This is a genomic window from Streptomyces vastus (assembly GCF_039532825.1).
GTDB classification, from domain to species: Bacteria; Actinomycetota; Actinomycetes; order Streptomycetales; family Streptomycetaceae; genus Streptomyces; species Streptomyces vastus.
On sequence record NZ_BAAASJ010000022.1, the window covers coordinates 76154 to 94823 of the forward strand.

Below are 18670 nucleotides of genomic sequence, written 5' to 3' on the forward strand. Positions count from 1 at the left end.
GCCGGGCGGGCCCATGGATGGGAGCGTGGCCCGTTGTCCTCCTCCGCCTTCCGCACCGTTCCGACCTCCGCCGATGTGGTGATCATCGGGGGCGGCGTGATGGGTGCGAGCATCGCGTTCCACCTCGCCGAGGCCGGCGTGCACAACATCGTCGTCGTCGAACGCGACGATCTCGGCCGCGGCAGCTCGGGCAAGCCGATCGGCGGCATCCGCGCCCAGTTCTCCGACCCCCTCAACATCGAACTGGGCAACCGCAGCCTGCGCGCCTATCAGGAATTCCCCCGCCGCCCCGGCGCCGACATCAAGCTCGACACCGTCGGCTACCTGTTCCTGCTCACCAGCGAGCAGCAGGCCACCGCCTTCGAGACCAGCGTGGCCATCCAGAACGGCCTGGGCGTGCCGAGCCGCATGATCGAGCCCGACGAGGCGCAGAAGCTGTGTCCCTACATCAGCACCGAAGGCCTCGTGGCCGCCGCGTACTCGCCCGCCGACGGGCACTGCCGCCCCGGCCTGGTCGTCAACGGATACGCGGAGGCCGCCGCCCGCGCCGGCGTCACCATCGCCACGCACACCGCGGTCACCGGCATCGACACCGCCGAAGACCAGGTCGTCGGCGTACGCACCGACCAGGGCCGCATCGCCTGCGGCACCGTCATCTGCGCGGCAGGGGCCTGGTCGGGACGGATCGGCGCCATGGTCGGCGTCCACCTCCCGGTCCGGCCCGTACGGCGGCAGTTGGCGTTTACCGAACCGCTCACTCCGCCCGCGCCGCGCATCCCGTTCACCATCGACTTCTCGTCTTCGGCCTACTTCCACAACAGCGACGACGGGCTCCTGTTCGGCCTCGCCGACGCCGACGAGAAGGACGGCTTCGACACCACCTGGACCCCGGAATGGCTCGAGCTGTTCCGCACCGTCGCCCGCGAACGGGCCCCCGCACTGGCCGACATGAGAACTGTCGACGGCTGGGCAGGCCTGTACGAGATCACACCCGACCACAACGCACTGATCGGCCGCTCCGGCGAACGGTCCAACTTCCTTTACGCAGCCGGGTTTTCGGGCCACGGCTTCCTCCAGGCGCCCGCCGTCGGCGAGGTCGTACGCGACCTGTACCTGGAGCGCGAGCCGTTCACCGACATCTCCCCGCTCAGCGCCGACCGGTTCCGCCACGGCGCCGAGATCCGCCCCGAAGCCCACGTGGTGTGACCCGCGATCGAAAGGCCCGGACCATGTCAACGATCAATCAGTGGCAGCTGCGAGCCGCGTTCGCGGCGCGCCTTTCGCACATGTACGGCCAGGAGGTTCCCGCCTACACCACGCTCGTGGACGTCTCACGCGAGGTCAACGAGGACGTCCTGCGCGAGCAGGGGGCAGACGCCGAACGCTTCGGATCCATCAGCAGGGTGACCGCCGAGCGGCACGGCGCCATCAGGGTCGGAACGCCCCAGGAACTGCAGCAAGTCGCCCGTATCTTCGGCGCTTTGGGCATGCACCCCGTCGACTTCTACGATCTGCGCGAGGCCGCCGCCAGTGCCGTACCCGTCATCTCAACCGCCTTCCGCCCGGTAGACGGCGAGGAGTTGGCGCGTAACCCCTTCCGGGTGTTCACCTCCATGCTCACTCCGGCCGACCCCCGCTTCTTCGACGCCGACCTGCGCGCACGTCTGGAAGCCTTTCTCGCCCGCCGCGAACTGTTCCCGCCGGAGCTACTCGCCCTGGCCGACCACGCGGCGGCTGAGCGCGAACTGCCGGAGGACGAGGCCGAGCGCTTCCTCCAACTCGCCGTTCAGGCATTCGAGTTGTCACCCGAGCCGGTCGACAAGGCCTGGTACGAGACCCTGGAGCGGATCTCGGCAGTCGCCGCCGACATCGGCGGCGTACGCAGCACCCACATCAACCACCTCACCCCGCGCGTCCTCGACATCGACGACCTCTACCGCCGTATGACGGACCGCGGCATCGAGATGATCGACACGATTCAGGGGCCGCCCGCCTGGAAGGGTCCTGACGTCCTCTTGCGCCAGACGTCCTTCCGGGCTCTCGCCGAACCGCGCGCGATGCGCACCCCCGACGGCACCGTGATCAGCGGCGCCCTCCGCGTCCGCTTCGGCGAGGTAGAAGCCCGTGGCATCGCCCTCACCCGCGAGGGCCGCGCCCTCTACGACGAACTCCTCGGCCAGATCGACGAGCACGCGTCCGCGAAGCCGGGCGAAGCGCGCAGCGACATCGCCCGTGCATTGTGGGAGCGCCATATGCCCGGCACCGAACAGGAGTTGGCCGCCGACGGGTTGGCCTACTTCACCTATCGGCCAGCCGACGACCGCCCCCGGGACGGCAGCAAACCGCCTGCTGACATCGGCGAGTTGGTGCGGCAGGGCTGGTTGCACGCCGAGCCCATCGTCTACGAGGACTTCCTGCCCCGCTCCGCCGCCGGCATCTTCCAGTCCAACCTGAGCGGCGAGGGCACCCGCAACAACGACCAAGAGGGCACCGCCTACAACGCGGCCTGGCTCTCCGCCGCCATCGAACGCGACGTACTGGACCCATACGCCCTGTACGCCCAGCAGCAGAACACCTCCCTAGCGCAGGTCAGCGAGCAGCTAGGCCTCAACCCCTCTTCCCTCTGACAGGAGCGTCATGACCAGCACCACCCTGCCCACCACGGACGACCTGCGCGCCCGCGCCCGTACGGCCCTGGACCACATCGGGGTCGCCGTCCCCGAGGGCGGCGACTTCCAGGCCCGTACGCCCATCACCGGCGAGAACCTCTTCGCCCTGACGGCCGCCAGCGAAACCGACACCGAAGAGGCGATCGCAGCAAGCCATACGGCGTTCCTGACCTGGCGCACCACACCGGCCCCGCGTCGCGGTGAACTCGTCCGTCGCCTCGGCGAGTTGCTGCGCGAGCACAAGAGCGACCTGGCCGACCTCGTCACCATCGAAGCGGGCAAGATCCGCTCCGAGGCACTCGGCGAGATCCAGGAAATGATCGACATCTGCGACTTCGCGGTCGGCCTGTCCCGCCAACTGTACGGCCGCACGATCGCCTCCGAACGCCCCGGCCACCGCCTCGCCGAGACCTGGCACCCCCTAGGCGTGGTCGGCGTCATCTCCGCCTTCAACTTCCCCGCCGCCGTGTGGTCCTGGAACACCGCGGTAGCCCTGGTCTGCGGCGACGCCGTGATCTGGAAGCCCTCGGAACTCACCCCGTTGATCTCCCTGGCCTGCGACCGTCTCCTCGCCCGAGCCGCCGACGAGGTGGGCTCCCCCGGTGAAGTACACCGTCTGCTGCTCGGCGACCGCACCGTCGGCGAGAAGCTCGTGGACGACCCCCGGGTCGCGCTCGTCAGCGCCACCGGCTCCACCCGGATGGGCCGCGAGGTCGGCCCCCGGGTCGCGGCCCGTTTCGGCCGCAGCCTGCTCGAACTCGGCGGCAACAACGCCACGATCGTCGCCCCGTCCGCCGACCTGGACCTCGCCATCCAGGGCATCGTCTTCGCCGCGGCAGGCACCGCCGGTCAGCGCTGCACGACCCTGCGCCGCCTGATCGTCCACCGGGACATCGCCGACGCTGTCGTCGAGCGGCTGACTGCCGCGTACCAGAAGCTCCCGATCGGTGACCCGTTTGACGAGACGACGCTGGTTGGTCCGCTCATCACGACGACGGCGCTCGATGCCATGAACGATGCCCTGGCTCGCGTCCAGGCCCAGGGGGGCAAGGTCCTGGCGGGCGGCAATCGGCGCCTGACCGAGGCGGTGCCATCGGCCGCGTACACGGAGCCGGTTCTCGTGCGCGTCGACGAACAGACGGATGTCGTACGGGAGGAGACGTTCGCCCCGATCTTGTACGTGCTGACGTACGACACGCTCGACGAGGCGATCGCGCTTCACAACGACGTTCCCCAGGGGCTGTCCTCCAGCATCTTCACGCGCGATCAGCAGGAAGCGGAGATCTTCCTGTCCGCGGCAGGGTCCGACTGCGGCATCGCGAACGTCAATATCGGCACCTCGGGAGCGGAGATCGGGGGCGCCTTCGGGGGCGAGAAGGACACTGGCGGGGGGCGCGAGTCGGGATCCGATGCGTGGAAGTCGTACATGCGGTCGGCGACGAACACGATCAACTACTTCACTGAGCTGGCGCTTGCGCAGGAGGTCAGCTTTCTCTGAGGGGGGCCGGGGCTGGTGTTGGCGAGTCGCCGGTGGGCGGGACGCCCTCTCGCCCACCGGCGGCGGGAGAAGTGATAGAAGCAGGCATGACCAACTCGCATGTCCTTCGTCCCCGCCGCCGGAACGGTGTCCGATGACCGCCGGCATCGACACCCCCGACCGCCGCGGCCGCACTGGACTCGACCGAACCGGCCGCGACCTCACCGGCAATCCCCGCATCAGGGTCCGGGACGTGAAACTCCTGTCCAGCCACTGGTACGTAGAACGCACCACAACCTTCGACTTCCAGCACGCCAACGGCACTTGGACGACCCAGGAACGCGAAACGCACGACCGCGGCAACGGCGCCACGATGCTCCTGTACGACGCCGAACGCGAAACCGTCCTGCTCACCCGCCAGTTCCGCTTCCCGGTCTACGTCAACGGCCACCTCGACGGCATGCTGATCGAAACCCCGGGCGGTCTGCTCGACGACGATGACGAGCACCCCGAGATCGCCGTACGGCGCGAGGTGGTGGAGGAGACCGGGCACACCATCGGCGACGTCCAGCACGTCTTCGACGTCTACATGAGCCCCGGCTCGGTCACCGAACGCGTCAGCTTCTACGCCGCCGCCTACGGCCCCGCGACCCACACCCACGAAGGCGGCGGCCTGGACGAGGAGGGCGAGGACATCGAAATCCTCGAACTACCCTTCCGCCGGGCCCTGGAGATGATCCGCACCGGCGAAATCGCCGACGCGAAGACCATCATGCTGCTGCAGTGGGCGGCACTGGAGGGACCGTTCGCGAAGTAAGTGCGGGAGCAAGTGACTTGCGGGCGCACTTGACTTCAAGTGCGCTCCAAAGTGAAGACTCCTGCTCGAGCCGGACCCACCGGCCGAACGGGAGGAACCACCGTGAAGTACCGCACCATAGGCACTGACCTGGCCACCCGCCGCGACGTGAGCGTGCTTGCGCTCGGCGCGATGCTCTTCGGCTCGCGGACGGACGAGAAGACCTCCTTCGCCCTCCTCGACCGCTACGTCGAGGCCGGCGGCACTTTCATCGACACATCCGACAACTACGCCTTCTGGGAGGACGGAGGCCAGGGCGGTCAGAGCGAGGAACTGCTCGGCCGCTGGCGGCGCAGCCGCGGCATCGGCAACGAGATCGTCATCGCCACCAAACTCGGCGCCCGCCCTCTGGCCCCCGGCACCACCTACATCGACAACCCGGAGGGCCTGTCGGCGAAGGTGATCCGAGAGTCCGCCGAGCGCAGCCGCGAGCGGCTCGGCGTGGACAAGCTGGACCTGCTGTACGCCCACATCGACGACCCCACCGTGCCCCAGCAGGAGACCGTCGAGGGCTTCGCGGCCCTCGTCGCAGAGGGCGCGGTCGGCCTGCTCGGCGTGAGCAACCAGGCCACCTGGCGCGTGGACCGCGCCCGCACCCTGGCCGCCGCGGCCGGGCTGCCCGGCTACGAGGTGCTCCAGTACGCGCACAGCTACCTGCGGCCCCGGGCCGACCTGCCCAGCGGCCTGTTTCCCGACGGCACCCTCGGCGCGGTCGGCCCCGACATGCTCGGCTACCTGCGGGCCGAGCCGCACCTGACCCTGGTCGCCTACTCGCCCCTGCTGACGGGCGCCTACGTCCGCCCGGACAAGCTCCAGCCGGACTACGACCACCCGGGCACCCCCGCCCGGTTCACCGCCCTGCAAGAAGTCGCCCGCGAGACCGGCGCGACCGTCAACCAGGTGGTCCTCGCCTGGCTGCTGGGCGGCGAGCTCCCGGTTGTCCCGCTCGTCGGGGCCTCGTCGATGGCGCAACTTGAAGAGAACCTGGCCGCCGTCGATCTGGAGCTGACAGCGGAGCAGAGGGTGCGGCTGGACGGGGCGCACTGAATGCAGCGCGTACACCCACGGCCCGGGGTGTCCGCGATCAGGGACCGGCTGGCCTGCTACAACGAGGCGGTCAACATCGTCGTGGTTGGTGAGCGCTGGGCACGGCCTATCACGCCGTTCAGCGAGATGCTGCGCCCGAGACCCTGACGGTCTGGCGATCCGTTCCCGTGTGAAGCGCGCCCCAGGGGAGCCTTGACGGCCTAGTCACGCGCGAAGCGATCGAGGAGCGCGTCCAGCCCGGCCGCCAGGGCCTCCGGCCCACCCCGTTCGGCGAGCGCGGCGGCGGTTTCCCGGAGCCGGGGCAGTTCCTGCGACGGCATACGGTGCAGCCCGAGCCGGAACGCCGGCTCCTCCTCGTCCGGGTTGTCGACCATGGGCTGCAGCTCTACGGACACGTAACCCAGGAGCCAGGCCGTGAACGCCCGGAAGGCGGCCGAGGCCCGGGCTTCATCGAGTCCGGCCTCCCGCAGCAGCGCGAGCACTCTCTCGTGGTCCCGCAGCACGGCAAGCGGCCGCCGGGCGAGCGGGACGGCCAGCATGCGGGTGGCGAGCAGCGGAACGGCCTGGGGGTGGGCGAGGCAGATGTCGTACATCGCCCGGGCGATCCGGTGGAGCTCGGCGTGCCAGGCGGGCGCGCCAGGCTCTAGGCCGGGGCCGGGGCCGGGCTCGGCGCCCAGGCGTTCCTCGAGTTCGAGATACAGAGCTTCGACCAGGCCGTCCAGGAGGGCGTCCTTGCTCGCGGCGTACCGATAGAGCGCCATTGCCTCTACGCCGAGCTCGGCGCCGAGGCGGCGCATGCTCAGTGCCGAGAGGCCGTCGCGATCCACCAGTTCCAGGGCGGCGGCCAGGACACGTTCCCGACTGAGCCTGCCGTAACGCCCGCGGTCGCTGGCCCGACGTCTTGGGTCGGCCCCTGAGCCATTCTCCATCCGTGTCTCCTTAACTCCGCGACCGCGCGACCTCATGGAGGTAACATCCTATGTATACGATGTAAACACAAGTGGAAGGGAACTGGAAGTCAGGCGCGCGGTCCAGGAGCGGCGCCTCGCTGGGTCACGTCTTCGCTGCGGGCTGCCCCTCGCCTCTCACTGAGCCTTTTCAGCGTTGGTGCTCCAGGGTGAGGACGGCGGCGGCGATTGACGACATTCGATTCGGGCTGCTCCTAGACCTGCGGAAGATCCGCCACGACTTGAGCCGTGTGACGCCGCGCTCGACCGGCGACCGGGTCGGCGACAGCCGGGCCATGTAGGCGCGGTCGGCGAATACCGGGATGCACTGGCACTCGCAGATCCGGAGGGGTCCGGTGGGTGCGGGCCGCGGTCCGGTCGTGGGCACGGCCCGGCAGGGCGGGCGAGATCCACAGCAGTTTCCGGCAGGGTCGGTCACCACCTGGACGTTCACCCCGTGTCGGCGGTGCTTGTGGGAGAAGTCGGCCCGGCTGTCGCCGACCCGGTCGCACTCCGCGAGGGTGCCGTCCAGCAGGACGTAGTCGGGGTCGGCTTCGCGCAGGGCCCGCAGAAGTCCGGGGGCGCGGTCGGCAAGCAGGCCGATCACCGCGGCCGCGTCGGCGTGAGCAGTGCCGACGGAGATACCGAAGCCGGCCGCGAGCTGGGCGGGGGTGTCGTGCCGGCACAGGTACACCAGGCCGACCAGGGCACGCTGGTGCGGCGGGAGCTTGCAGCGCCGGTCACCCTCCCGGCTGACGATGAGCATGGTGACCCACTCGACCAGGGCGTGAGGCAGGTCGAGTGCGGCAGGATAGGAAACCAACAAGGCTCCTGTGCCAATGAGTTGAGAGGTCGAACACCCCCCTCAACGGCACGGGAGCCTTGTGCTTTGCGGACACCGATCCCGTCCCCCGATCAGTGGCCCCGCTGAAAGAGCTCAGTGCTGCCAGACCCGCACATAGTCGGTCATCATGTCGGCGTTGGCCATTGCCGGGCCACCGTGCTGATCGCTGATCCCATTGTTGAGAATCAGATACATCGGCGCCGAGGTGATTCCGGTCGAAATCTGACCCACCAGCTTTCCGTCGTAGTAGTACGTGACCGAACCCGGCTTCCATTCGGCACCGTATGTGTGCCATCCGGTGAAGTCGCCGGGTGCGCAGCCGCCTGGCCCGCCCGCAGGGGAGTGGAAGTGGTAACAGGCGGAGCCGCCCAGTCCTTCCATGACGTCCATTTCACCGTCGGTCGGCCAGTTCTGTCCGTCGGTCCAGAAGGCGGGCCAGTTGGAGATCTTGCCGCCGGATCCTGGCGTGTAGATCCTGGCCTCGAAGGCGCCATAGGTGAACTCGGCCTTGCCGTTGCTCTCGACGAGGCCGGAGCGGTACGGGTAGGTCTTGCCGTCGACCGTGGTCTGCTGCTGAACGAGCTTGAGGTGAAGGGAGCCGCCGCTGACGCTCACCTGGGAGGGTGCGTAGGCGGTTGTCTCGGCCGAATTGACCGGCTTGGTGGTGCACGTGGGGCAGCCCAGCCAGTTCGGGTTCCACTTCGACGTGTCGAGGCTGGTGCCGTCGAACTCGTCACTGAACACTCTCCGCCATGTGCCGGGAATGCCCAGGGGAACGTTCTCGCTGCTGCTCGGGGCGGGGGAGGCCGACGCGGATGTGCTGGGGCTCGGAGTAGGGGACGCGGACTGGCTCGGCGTCGTGGTGGTGCTCGGGCTCGTGCTCGGAGCCGGGGATGTGGCCGCGGAATCGGGAGAGAAAGTCTTCACCGGGGAAAGATTGTGCCACGTACCGTTGAGCTGGTACGCCACAAAGTAGGTGTACGTGCCGGTGGGGAACGTGCGACTGTCCGAGGTGAAGGTCGAGCCGGAGCGTCTCAGGACAGCCGCGGTGGCGCCGGGGAAGTCATAGTTCACCCCGTTGCTTGAGCGCACTGCAACCGTCAGTTTCTGCACCTTCATTCGGCGGTCGGCATGCATTCTCGCAGTGGCGGTGAATCGTCCGTCGGCTGCCGATGATACCGACAGGGAATCGACGTGCACGGCGTCCGACGATGAGGACGATGGGGTCGCCCATGCGGTGGTGCCGACGGCAAGAACGACGGGAGCGAGTGCGAGCGTGGCCAGCCTGTGCCGCATGGTGAATCGGGGACGGCGTCTCTTTTGGGGTATACGCATGTGGAAATTGACCTTTCCCCACGTGTCGGGCAGTGGGTTACGCGCGGGCAACCCGAACGGACTGGACTTTGCGTTAGTCAATTCCCGTCTGCAACCGTTGTTCCTGCCGCGGGGGAAGGTCGGTGACTCTTTTTTACCCTCAAAGCGTTGCTCTCGAGGGATAGTTGGGAGCGGCGAGTTGCTCCTGGTGATGTCGGTCATAGCGAATTCCCTTTCGTGTCCCATGTGGACGAAAGGGAGCAAAAATGGATTGTTCGCCCTATTAGTTCGAAACCGCCGCGGTTCTAATTCGTTGATCATCGCGTGGGTGAACGGTGGGGACGCACGGCACTTGTCGCATTGACGTGTCGGTCCGGGGTCATCGGGCAGGCAGGCGGAGCCAGCGGCGGCGGCCAGTGTGCACGAGCTGTGCGGCGGCGGAGAACAGACGAAAGCGGGGGCGCTTTGCCGGACGGCACCCCTCGTGAAAGCCCGAGGTTATTGATCCGAAACGGTAGGTGTTCTGGGTCGTTGATCCCTGCGTGAGTGAACTGGTGGGGGACGCACGACAGTTGCCGCCGTCGGCGCAGGAGGCCCTTCGGCTGCGGGCGGTGGCCGCGTTGGTGGCGGGCCGGACTCGCGAGGATGTCGCGGTGGTGTTCCAGGTCTCGCTCAAGGCGGTGGACAACTGGTGGGCGAAGTGGCTGGCCGGCGGGCGCGAAGCGCTCGTAGCCCAGCCACGAGGGAGGCGGGTCGGCGAACATCAGGTTCTCGATGAGGTCGAGCAGTAGGCGATCCGGCAGGCCGTACTGGATCACCGGCCCTGTGACCTGGGGCTGGCGGGGCAGCTGTGGACGCGGGCTGGTGTGGGGGACCTGATCGCGAGGCTGTACCGGGTGCGGCCGACCGGGCAGGTAGTGGGCAAATATCTGCGCCGGTGGGGCCTGTCGTTCCAGCGCCCGAACAAGCGGGCCGTCGAGCAGGATCCCGAGGCCGTGCGGGTCTGGCGCGAGGAGACGTGGCCGGCGATCCGCGCGAAGGCGAAGGCCGAGGGCGGTGAGGTGCTCTTCGCCGACCAGGTCGGCATCCGCTCCGACCACATCACCGGCCGCACCTGGGGCGCTAAGGGGTGCACCCCGGTCGTGCGCCGGTCGGGCAACCGGTTCTCGGTGAACGCGATGTCCGCGATCAGCACCAAGGGCCGGATGCACTTCATGGTGTTCACCGAGACCTTCGACGCCGACGTGATGTGCCGCTTGCTGGACCGGCTCATCGGCCACTTCGCTCGCAAGGTGCACCTCGTCGTGGACGGCCACTCCGCCCACCGCTCACGCAAGGTCCGCGCCTGGCTCGCCGACCATCCTGACCGGATCGAGCTGCATTTCCTGCCGTCCTACTCGCCCGAGCTGAACCCCGACGAGCTGGTCAACGCCGACCTCAAATGGAGCCTGCCGATGGACAGTCGCGCGCGTGACCAGGCCCAGCTCGCCGCCGAGACCCGCCGGTTCTTCCACCGCCGCCAACGCCAGCCACACATCGTCCGCGGCTACTTCGGCGGCCCGCACGTCCGCTACACCCTCGAATAGAACCCTTTGAGTTTCGGATCAATAGTAAGTAACGCCCACTTCGCCGAAGTCAACGCCTGCATAGCCGAGTTACTGAGCGCTTTGCGGAAGATCCGCCACGTGCGCGGTTGACGGTTCGCTGGGTTGGTGTGAGGTCGCGGCCGGGCGAGCGTCTGAGGGGTGTCGTTACCCACGGGCCGGCTTCCATGTAGGAGCTGTCGGCGAGGACCGGGACGCCTTGGCGTTCGCGGGGTAGCGGCTTGTCGAAGACCTTCTTCCCGGCCGGGTCAGTCCGTGCCCGTGGTGGCTAGTCTTGCCGGCATCCCGGCCGAGGAGCACGCCCACATCTTCGGTTTCGAACATCGCGCCCTTCCGGGCAAGTTGAACGTGCAGGCGGTCGGTGTCGTACGCGCAACGAGGAAGCGGCGAGGAGGCGGAGTGGCCGTGGCAGTCCCCTCCACGCTGCACAATCTGCGCCCCATCCTCAGCGGACCCGGCGCGCCCGCACTGCCCCGCCCGGCATCCGTCGCAACACGTACAGCGTTTCTGACCGGACAGATCATTACAAGGAACAGGACGGACGGTCTCGCTGAGACGTCACACCCTTATTACGGCAAAGAGCGCCCGGTCCGTCGGGAAACCGGCGGCGTCGAAGGCGCGATGGCGGCCGAGGTGCTCGATTCGCCCCCCGGCGCAGTTCTTCTGCAGGTAATCCCTGAGCCAGACGTCCGGCGTCGGCTCCATACGAGGAAGACCGAACGACTCGGGCATTTCGTCCTCGCCGCTGTCGAAGAACATCACCTTGTCGGTCCGGGCCCAGAGCTCCCGAAGCAGGTGTGTGGCAGTGTCGAGGCCGTGGGCTCGTACCAGGTGATGCCAGAGGGACAGCAGGAGGGTGCAGTCGGTTACCGGCAGCAGGTCGAGTGTGTCGGGTCGAAACTCGAGTTCCATCACCGCCACATTGCCCAGCTGGTTTCGTCGCACGGCTGTCGTCGCTGTCCGGACGCTTTTCGGATCCGACTCGAGTGCGACCGCGGGAATCCCGCGGGTGGCGAGTTTGATCGGAAAATAGCCGATATTTGCGCCGACATCCATCGCGCTCTTCACGCTCAGACGATCGATGACCGGCTCCATCGCCGCCCATCGGGACTCGGTGCCGACCGCTCGCTTCGCCCTCCGCACTGGTAGGCCCGGGACCGGCTGGTAGATGCCGTCGGGCAGGGCATCAAGCCTTAGGCGGACCAGATCGATCGCGTCGTCGAGCGCGCGACGTGCACGCCGCATAAAGGGAAGCGACGGGATCCTCTGGTGGAGGCGCACCCCGCGCGTGGAAGCTTGAGTTCCGCCCAATTGGTCCACCCTCCATCGGCCTGCAGGGTCCACAAACCCCTAGTATGTCATATTTTATCATAATGTGATGTTGCGATGGATGTCGGAGGAGGGGGTGAAGGCTCACGTTCGTCCGGGGAGGCCGGGGCGCGCCTCCTCGACCCTCGCGGTTTACGTCGTTCGAGCGCCCTCAGTGCCGGTCACGCCAGAACCAGCTCACGGCCAACGAGAATCCGAGCCATAAACCGCGAAGAGCCCCGAAAGGGAAACCGCCCCGGGTCTCTCACGAATGCCGCGGGATTATGCTGCCCATGTGATGCGCGCCCGTGCTCGGCGTGGTCGATGAAGATGGCTCCACGCCGAACGGATCCCTATTGTCGAGATCGTCCGGCAAGCGGATCGGTGAAGCCGTGGGTGAGTGCAAGTTGGTTCTCCTCGTCGTTCCTGCTGCTCTGGTGCTGCAAGGCGGACTGAAGGGCTTGATACGCGGAGGGTGATGCCCCTACAAAACCGCGCGCAGCTGTAGTCCGGCCTCGCCCCGGTGTGTCTCGGCCCCGGATTCCCCTGGCGGGCGGCTCTTCAGGCATCCTCGCCAGGGGAATCCAGCAACTGATGTATCCCCTGCCCCTCTGTGCCGACGAAACGGTCGAGCAGGGCGTCCAGTCCGGCGGTCAGGCCCTCCGCACCGCCCCGTTCGGCCAGGGTGGCGGTTGTCTCGCGGAGTCTGGGCAGTTCCTGGGACGGCATGCGGTGCAGCCCGAGGCGGAACGCGGGATCCGGTTCGTCGGGGTTGTCCACCATGGCCCGCAGTTCCACGGACACATAGCCGAGCACCCAGGCAGTGAAGGCGCGGAAGGCGGTGGTGGCCCCTGCCTCGTCGAACCCGGCCTGTCGGAGTAGGGCGAGCACCCGCTCGTGATCCCTCAGGACCGCTAGGGGGCGCCGGGCCAATGGGACCGCCATCATGCGGGTGGCCAGGAGCGGCACCACCTGGGGGTGGGTGAGGCAGACCCGGTAGGTGGTCAGGGCGATGCGGTGCAGCTCGCCGCGCCACTCGCGTCCAGCGGCCGGAGACTTCTCGGAGTCGGATCCCTCGGCGAGATTTTCCTCCAGCTCGAGGTAGACGGCTTCGACCAGGCCGTCCAGGAGCGCATCCTTGCTGGCCGCATACCGATAGAGCGTCATTGCCTCCACGCCCAGCTCGGAACCCAGCCGGCGCATACTCAGCGCGGACAGCCCCTCACTGTCCACCAGCTCCAGGGCGCTCGCGAGCATACGGCCCCGGTTCAGCCGGCCGTGGCGTCCCCGGTCGCCGCGCAGCGCCATGCCCGCCTCTGAGTGACTGGCCATGTGCTGCCTCCTCTGTTGTGCAGCAAAAGCGTGACTCATTTACGATGTAAATATACACTCTCGATATGGATGTCGGAAGCCAGGGTCGCCCGCTCGCCCGTCGGACAAGCACCGGTGATGATGAGGTAGTGCCAGCTCTTCTGGGAGGTATCTGGCTGAGAGGAGGGCGGGATGACCTTGGCAGCGGGGCTGCGCGGGTTCCTGCCGCTGCGCCCCATCGGTCCGCTGACTCGGCCCGCCGACCTGCTGGCCGCCCGTCGGTTGGCGGCCTCCCTCCGTGTGGGTGGCGGCTACGGCGCCCTGAGGGGGGCGCGGCGGACGTTCTCCGATCTCCTGGTGTTCCGCCTTGACGGCGGCAGCGCGCCAGCCGTGGTGGTCAAGCACCCACGAAGCCGTCGCGCCGCCGCATCGCTGGCGCACGAATGCGAAGTCGTACGCCGGCTGGAACGGGATGAGCGTCTCGGCCTGTGGCGGCGTTTTCTGCCCACGGTGCAGCAGTGCGAGCTGGACGGGGGGCTGCCCTTGGTGATCGAGCACTGCCTGCCCGGGCAGGAAGGTGACATGCTGCTGCGGCGTTTCCCGCAGCTCGCCCAACAGGTGACGGTGTCCGCGCTCCGCATGATCTGCGAGTTGCACCGGGCCACCGGGCGGATGGAGGAAGTGACGGCCCGAGTGGGGCACTGGGTCGACCCTCAACTGGCCGTCCTGGCCGAGGAGATCCAGTGGTGCCGTCACGGCCGTGGTGCGGACGCGACGGCGGTGCTGAGGGAGCATCTGGTCCGTGCTCTGACCGGCCGACGCATGCTGGTGGCGTGGACGCACGGCGACTTCCACCCCGGGAATGTACTGCTGGGGCGGCAGTACGGGGCGCCGCTCGGGGTGATCGACTGGGCAGGGGCCGTCCCTGACGGCCCGTCCGTCATCGACTGCCACACCTTCGTGCTGACTTTGCGGCACCAGCGCGAAGGAAGGCAGTTCGGCCGGGTCGTGGCCGATGTGGTGCGACGTGATTCTCTGCTGCTCGAGGATCGGCATCTGCTCGCAGAGGCGGGGGTGCTCACAGCCGACGACCGGGGAGAGACCGCGCTCACGCTCCTGACCTGGCTGTGGCACGTGGCCAACAACGTGGCGAAATCTGCCCGGTACGGGCGCAGTCACCGGTGGGTCGCCGAAAACGTCGTTCCCGTACTCCGCGAGGTGGCTGCACGCCAAATCGCGTGATGCGGGCACCGCACATCACCTTTGGGCTCGGTTGGGCCAGTCGCCGCCCGAAATGCCCGCTACGCCCGCCCCGACTACGATCAGTACGTGTAAGCACGTGGGCTCAGTTCCGCGAGCCTTGGTTGATGGGAGCCCACAAGCCCGGCAGGAGAAGGCCGTGAACGCACCCGCTGTACTCCTGATCAACACCCCGGCCGGTCCCGCGCACGTCACCGCTCCGGCACCACGGGCGACTTGGTGGGAGCTGGCAGGCCAGGATCCCGACACTCATGTCAGCCAGACCCCGGCATGGCTCGACTGCCTCTGCGCCACAGCGCCGTACCGGGATGCCAGTCGCCTCTACGAGTTCGAGGACGGCAGGCGGCTCGTACTTCCCCTCGTTCGCGGCAGACACCGTCCGGAGCGGCTGGACATGGAGGAGTCCTGGCCGGCCGACTGGGGGATCGGGGGGCCAGTGTCTCCAGGGGGCGTCAGCTCGAGGGAGGCGCGAGTGGTATTCGACGACCTGATGCGGCGGCCGGCGTTCCAGGTAGGTGTGCGGTTCCGGCCGGGGGGCGACGACATCTGGGCCGACGCCGCACCCGCTGACTTCCGGTCAGAACCCCACATGACACAGGTACTGAGCCTCGACGGCGGGTTCAGCACCATCTGGGAGCGCCGCTTCCACTCGGGTGTGCGGCGCCAAGTCCGCCGGGCCGAGCGCTCGGAGGTCGAGGTGGAGGTCGACCGTGCGGGCCGACTCACACCGGCCTTCTATCACCTGTACGAGGAGTCGATCGTGCGCTGGGCCAGGCAGCAGCACGAGCCGCTCCCGCTGGCCCGGTGGCGCAGGACGAGAGGCTTCCCCAGGCGACGGCTGGAGGCGGTGGCTGCCCGGTTCGGTGAATCGTGCGCGATCTGGATGGCCTGGAGCGCCGGGGAGCCCGCCGCGGCGATCGTCGTACTGCGTTACGGCAACCACGCCAAGCTGTGGCGCGGGGCAATGAACCGGGACTTGGCCCATCCGGTCCGTGCCGTACCACTGTTGCACCGGCTGGCGATCGAGGATGCGTGTGAGTCGGGCTGCAGGCAGTACGACATGGGGGAGTCCCGCCCCGGTTCTTCGCTCGCCTCGTTCAAGGCCGGCTTCGGAGCGGACAGCTTCTCGTCCCCTCGCTACTACCGGGAGCGGCTTCCTGTCTCCGCGGCCGAGCGCAGGCTGCGGGCGGCTGTCAAACGCCTGATCCGCTTCCGGGATGCTTGACATCCATGCGCCGAGGGCACGCCGTCGCGGTGTGGCCCCGTGACGGACCGCCAGACTGCCACTCCCAGCAAACGGAAGTAACGTAGCGTTCAACGCTAATGCTGCATATCTGCTGATATCGGCCGATGGGGTGCAGCGACGAACGGGGATCTGGCGTGTTCCGACGAAACGAAGTGCCGTCAAGCGGGATCGCGGGTCGGCCGCTCGACGGGGTTGTACGTCCGGGCGCGCCACGTCCGGGAGGTTCTCCGCAGCGCTGTGTGATCGTCATAGCGGGGAAGGCGCCGAGGCACGGCCATGGTCGCTGCTGTGTGACCACCGTCCTCGCACCCTCTCCGCAGGAGGCATCTCCATGGACAAGCGCCCGACGCTGATGAGCGGCCGTATAACGTCGCGCACCAGCACCGAGTCGCGGCGGCCCGACGCGTCCGTTTGGGCCCGGAGCCGTAGGCGGAGAACTGCGGCACGCCAGTGGGTGGCCCGAGCCGCACTGCCCATCGCGCTCACCCTGTGGCTGGTGTCCCTGCGCGATGTGGAACTGCGCGAGATGGGCGACCTCGGCCTGCTGCAGGTGCTGCCGGTGCTCTTCTGGGTTGCTCTTGGGTTGCTGGCCCTCGGCTTCTGTGTGGCACTGTCCGATCGACGGACTGGGAGCGGCTGGTTCGCGGGCTATGTCCTGGGGCTGATCGCGGTCCTCCACGCCACACCCACGCTGCTCTACCCCACGCTGCGCTACGGCTGGGCATGGAAACACGTTGCGGTCGTCGATGCGATGATCCGGAACGGTGGCGACGTCCCGAACGCAGACAAGCTCTCCATCTACAACCAATGGCCGGGCTTCTTCCACATAAACGCGCTCTTCTTGCAGGCGACCGGTCTCGAGTCGTCACTCGGCTACGCGGCCTGGACCCCCCCGGTGTACAACGCCTTGCTGCTCGTCCCTCTGTTGGTGCTGTACCGGGCGGTGACGCGTGATCGCCGACTGATCTGGGGAGCCGCGTGGATCTTCTACTCGTGCTCGTGGGTGGGGCAGGACTACTTCGCACCACAGGCGTTTGCGTTCCTGCTCTGTGTGACTCTGATCGCCTTGGTCCTGCGTCAGCTGCCTTCCTCGGCACCGCCTCGTCCGAGCTCACCGGGAGGAGGTGTCGGTTCCACGACATGGTCAGCCGGGAGGCTGGCGATGGTCGTGCTGATCATTGGTGTGATCGCCTGCTCGCACCCACTGACACCGTTGATGCTGATCAGTGCACTGGTGGCGCTATCGCTTCCGCGTGGCAATCGACGCGTAACGCTGCCGGTCCTTGCCTGCGCGGTGCTGCTGACAGGGGCCTGGGATGCCACCATCGCGCGGCCCTACGTCTCGGAGAACCTGGAGGATTTCCTGGGCGCGCTGGTGCATCCCGACGCGAACGTCGTCTCGGGGCTGGCCGCGCTGGGTACCGCGGCCCCCGGGCAGGTGCAGGTGTCCTGGATCGACCGGGGCCTGTCGGCCGCCGTCTTCCTGCTGGCTGTCCTCGCCTTCCTGGCTCGCCCCTGGGTCCGCCGTACCGGCTTTCCGCTGCTCGTTGTGGCTCCGCTGCCGGTTCTGACCGCGAACGCCTACGGCGGCGAGATGATCTTCCGCGCCTATCTGTTCGCGCTGCCAGCAGCTGTTTTCCTGATCGCCGCCCTGCTCTTCCCATGGGGGAGACGGCCACTCCTTCGTGCCCTCGTCGTCTATCCATTGCTGCTGGCGATGATCGGTGGACTCGTCTTCGGCTACTACGGCAAGGAAGCGGCGAGCTACTTCACAAAGGACGAGGTCGCGGCCAGCAACTTCGTCACAGCCACAGCTCCTCCCGGGTCCTTGATCGTCTCCCTCACGTCGGACGTTTCCAGTCTGCACATGTACTACGACAAGCACCCCCGGGTGCAACTGGACGAGCAGGAGCTGGAGGACCGGAAACGGCTGGTGAGAGACCCGCTGGCTGGCTTGGAGCCGTTCATTGAGGAAGCCACCGCACGTGAGCCCGCCTACATCGTCCTGAGCCGTGCACAGGCCGCCGCTCTTTACCTCTACGGGACGCTTCCCGCTGACACCATGCAGCGCCTGGAGTCCGCCATGTCGAAGGAACAGGGCTTCACTCGCATCTACGACAACAAGGACGCCGTGGTCTACCGGTACCAGAACCCCGACGAGGAGGAACAATGATCCAGATCCGCTGGGCACTTCCGCTCCGCTGGGGACTCGCGCTGTCTGGCTGGCTGGCTGTGGCGGTCACCCTGCTGCCGGACGCCGGTGCCCTGCGGGTGGTGGTCACGACGGTGTTCATGCTCGTCTGCCCGGGGCTGGCAGCCGCACGGTGGGCCTGGCCGGCAGCGTCGCGTGGTGCGGGGTGGACGGTTGCTCTGGAGGCGGCCGCGCTGGCCGTGGTGCTGAGCATGTCGCTGTCGTTGATCGCGGTGGAGCCGTTCTATTTGAGCGGCACGTTCACGACCACACGTGTACTGATCGCACTCGCGGTCGTCACATCGGGCCTTGCGCTGTTTCCCAGGACCGGCGAAGCCCGTCCTTGGCGGCCGAGAGCCGCCCCGGACGGCGGTCTGCCGACAGACACCCACAGACCCCGGCCTTCTTCCCAGGAGGGGGGAGGCGGCACCGTCGCCCGCGGGCTCCTCGGCCTCGCGCTCCTGCAGGCGGTCCACTTCTTCGGCGGCGGGGGCTTCGCCTCTCGTCGGCTGACCGCCGCGCCAGCGGCCAGGAACCGGCGGTCACAGTGCGGCTGAGGCGCGTACTAGGGGCACTGGCGGCGCTCACACTGGTGC

The 18670-nt window shown here is 67.8% G+C and carries 17 protein-coding genes and 2 pseudogenes; 13 read left to right on the plus strand and 6 right to left on the minus strand.

The window, feature by feature from the left end:
- Window positions 1–33 precede the first annotated feature (33 nt).
- From ABD357_RS10140 to ABD357_RS10165, 6 genes are all read left to right on the plus strand, one after another.
- The gene (locus ABD357_RS10140; RefSeq protein WP_344389128.1) at window positions 34–1206 is read left to right on the plus strand and encodes an NAD(P)/FAD-dependent oxidoreductase; all 1173 of its coding nucleotides are present in this window, start codon (window positions 34–36) and stop codon (window positions 1204–1206) included.
- Between the two features lie 23 nt (window positions 1207–1229).
- Window positions 1230–2627 carry a 2-oxoadipate dioxygenase/decarboxylase gene (gene hglS / locus ABD357_RS10145; protein ID WP_344389129.1) on the plus strand — a complete coding sequence of 466 codons (1398 nt, stop codon included), beginning with the start codon at window positions 1230–1232 and terminating at the stop codon, window positions 2625–2627.
- 10 nt (window positions 2628–2637) lie between these two features.
- Window positions 2638–4167, plus strand: a complete 1530-nt coding sequence (gene amaB / locus ABD357_RS10150; RefSeq protein WP_344389131.1) for an L-piperidine-6-carboxylate dehydrogenase — start codon at window positions 2638–2640, stop codon at window positions 4165–4167.
- Between the two features lie 133 nt (window positions 4168–4300).
- Window positions 4301–4963 (plus strand): NUDIX domain-containing protein, encoded by a 663-nt coding sequence (locus ABD357_RS10155; protein ID WP_344389133.1) that lies wholly within the window; start codon window positions 4301–4303, stop codon window positions 4961–4963.
- Between the two features lie 102 nt (window positions 4964–5065).
- Entirely contained in the window at window positions 5066–6049 is a 984-nt protein-coding gene (locus ABD357_RS10160; RefSeq protein ID WP_344389135.1) for an aldo/keto reductase, read from the plus strand.
- A complete protein-coding gene (locus tag ABD357_RS10165) occupies window positions 6050–6196 on the plus strand; it encodes a hypothetical protein (protein WP_344389137.1) in 147 nt (48 codons plus the stop codon).
- Between the two features lie 53 nt (window positions 6197–6249).
- Here the strand turns inward: ABD357_RS10165 and ABD357_RS10170 are convergent, their stop codons facing one another.
- From ABD357_RS10170 to ABD357_RS10180, 3 genes and pseudogenes are all read right to left on the minus strand, one after another.
- On the minus strand, window positions 6250–6978 hold the full coding sequence (locus ABD357_RS10170; protein WP_344389139.1) for a TetR/AcrR family transcriptional regulator: 729 nt from the start codon (window positions 6976–6978) through the stop codon (window positions 6250–6252).
- A gap of 169 nt (window positions 6979–7147) precedes the next feature.
- Window positions 7148–7819 (minus strand): annotated as a pseudogene (locus tag ABD357_RS10175) (transposase).
- Window positions 7820–7933: 114 nt separating this feature from the next.
- Window positions 7934–8611: a glycoside hydrolase family 16 protein gene (locus tag ABD357_RS10180; RefSeq protein WP_344389432.1), complete on the minus strand. Its 678-nt coding sequence runs from the start codon at window positions 8609–8611 to the stop codon at window positions 7934–7936.
- Between ABD357_RS10180 and ABD357_RS10185 the strand changes: the two genes are divergently transcribed.
- From ABD357_RS10185 to ABD357_RS10190, 3 genes are all read left to right on the plus strand, one after another.
- Window positions 8604–8816 (plus strand): hypothetical protein, encoded by a 213-nt coding sequence (locus ABD357_RS10185; protein ID WP_344389451.1) that lies wholly within the window; start codon window positions 8604–8606, stop codon window positions 8814–8816. The two genes, ABD357_RS10180 and ABD357_RS10185, sit on opposite strands and share 8 nt — an antisense overlap.
- 880 nt (window positions 8817–9696) lie before the next feature.
- Window positions 9697–9945: a helix-turn-helix domain-containing protein gene (locus tag ABD357_RS44620; protein ID WP_425584794.1), complete on the plus strand. Its 249-nt coding sequence runs from the start codon at window positions 9697–9699 to the stop codon at window positions 9943–9945.
- Window positions 9946–9963: 18 nt separating this feature from the next.
- Window positions 9964–10740: an IS630 family transposase gene (locus tag ABD357_RS10190; protein ID WP_425584808.1), complete on the plus strand. Its 777-nt coding sequence runs from the start codon at window positions 9964–9966 to the stop codon at window positions 10738–10740.
- Between the two features lie 196 nt (window positions 10741–10936).
- Here the strand turns inward: ABD357_RS10190 and ABD357_RS44625 are convergent.
- The 3 genes and pseudogenes from ABD357_RS44625 to ABD357_RS10200 form a co-directional block, all read right to left on the minus strand.
- Window positions 10937–11082: pseudogene (locus ABD357_RS44625) on the minus strand (IS110 family transposase); the annotation flags it as partial.
- 234 nt (window positions 11083–11316) lie between these two features.
- On the minus strand, window positions 11317–12003 hold the full coding sequence (locus ABD357_RS10195; RefSeq protein WP_344389141.1) for a class I SAM-dependent methyltransferase: 687 nt from the start codon (window positions 12001–12003) through the stop codon (window positions 11317–11319).
- A 624-nt stretch (window positions 12004–12627) separates the two neighbouring features.
- Entirely contained in the window at window positions 12628–13398 is a 771-nt protein-coding gene (locus ABD357_RS10200; protein WP_344389142.1) for a TetR/AcrR family transcriptional regulator, read from the minus strand.
- A 171-nt stretch (window positions 13399–13569) separates the two neighbouring features.
- Between ABD357_RS10200 and ABD357_RS10205 the strand changes: the two genes are divergently transcribed.
- The 4 genes from ABD357_RS10205 to ABD357_RS10220 all read left to right on the plus strand — a co-directional run bounded on the left by ABD357_RS10205 (window position 13570) and on the right by ABD357_RS10220 (window position 18631).
- Entirely contained in the window at window positions 13570–14619 is a 1050-nt protein-coding gene (locus ABD357_RS10205; RefSeq protein ID WP_344389144.1) for a phosphotransferase family protein, read from the plus strand.
- A gap of 157 nt (window positions 14620–14776) precedes the next feature.
- The gene (locus ABD357_RS10210; RefSeq protein WP_344389146.1) at window positions 14777–15862 is read left to right on the plus strand and encodes a GNAT family N-acetyltransferase; all 1086 of its coding nucleotides are present in this window, start codon (window positions 14777–14779) and stop codon (window positions 15860–15862) included.
- Window positions 15863–16379: 517 nt separating this feature from the next.
- Entirely contained in the window at window positions 16380–18056 is a 1677-nt protein-coding gene (locus tag ABD357_RS10215) for a glycosyltransferase (RefSeq protein WP_344389148.1), read from the plus strand.
- Window positions 18053–18631 carry a hypothetical protein gene (locus tag ABD357_RS10220; RefSeq protein WP_344389150.1) on the plus strand — a complete coding sequence of 193 codons (579 nt, stop codon included), beginning with the start codon at window positions 18053–18055 and terminating at the stop codon, window positions 18629–18631. Before ABD357_RS10215 ends, ABD357_RS10220 begins: the two co-directional genes overlap by 4 nt.
- Window positions 18632–18670 lie beyond the last annotated feature (39 nt).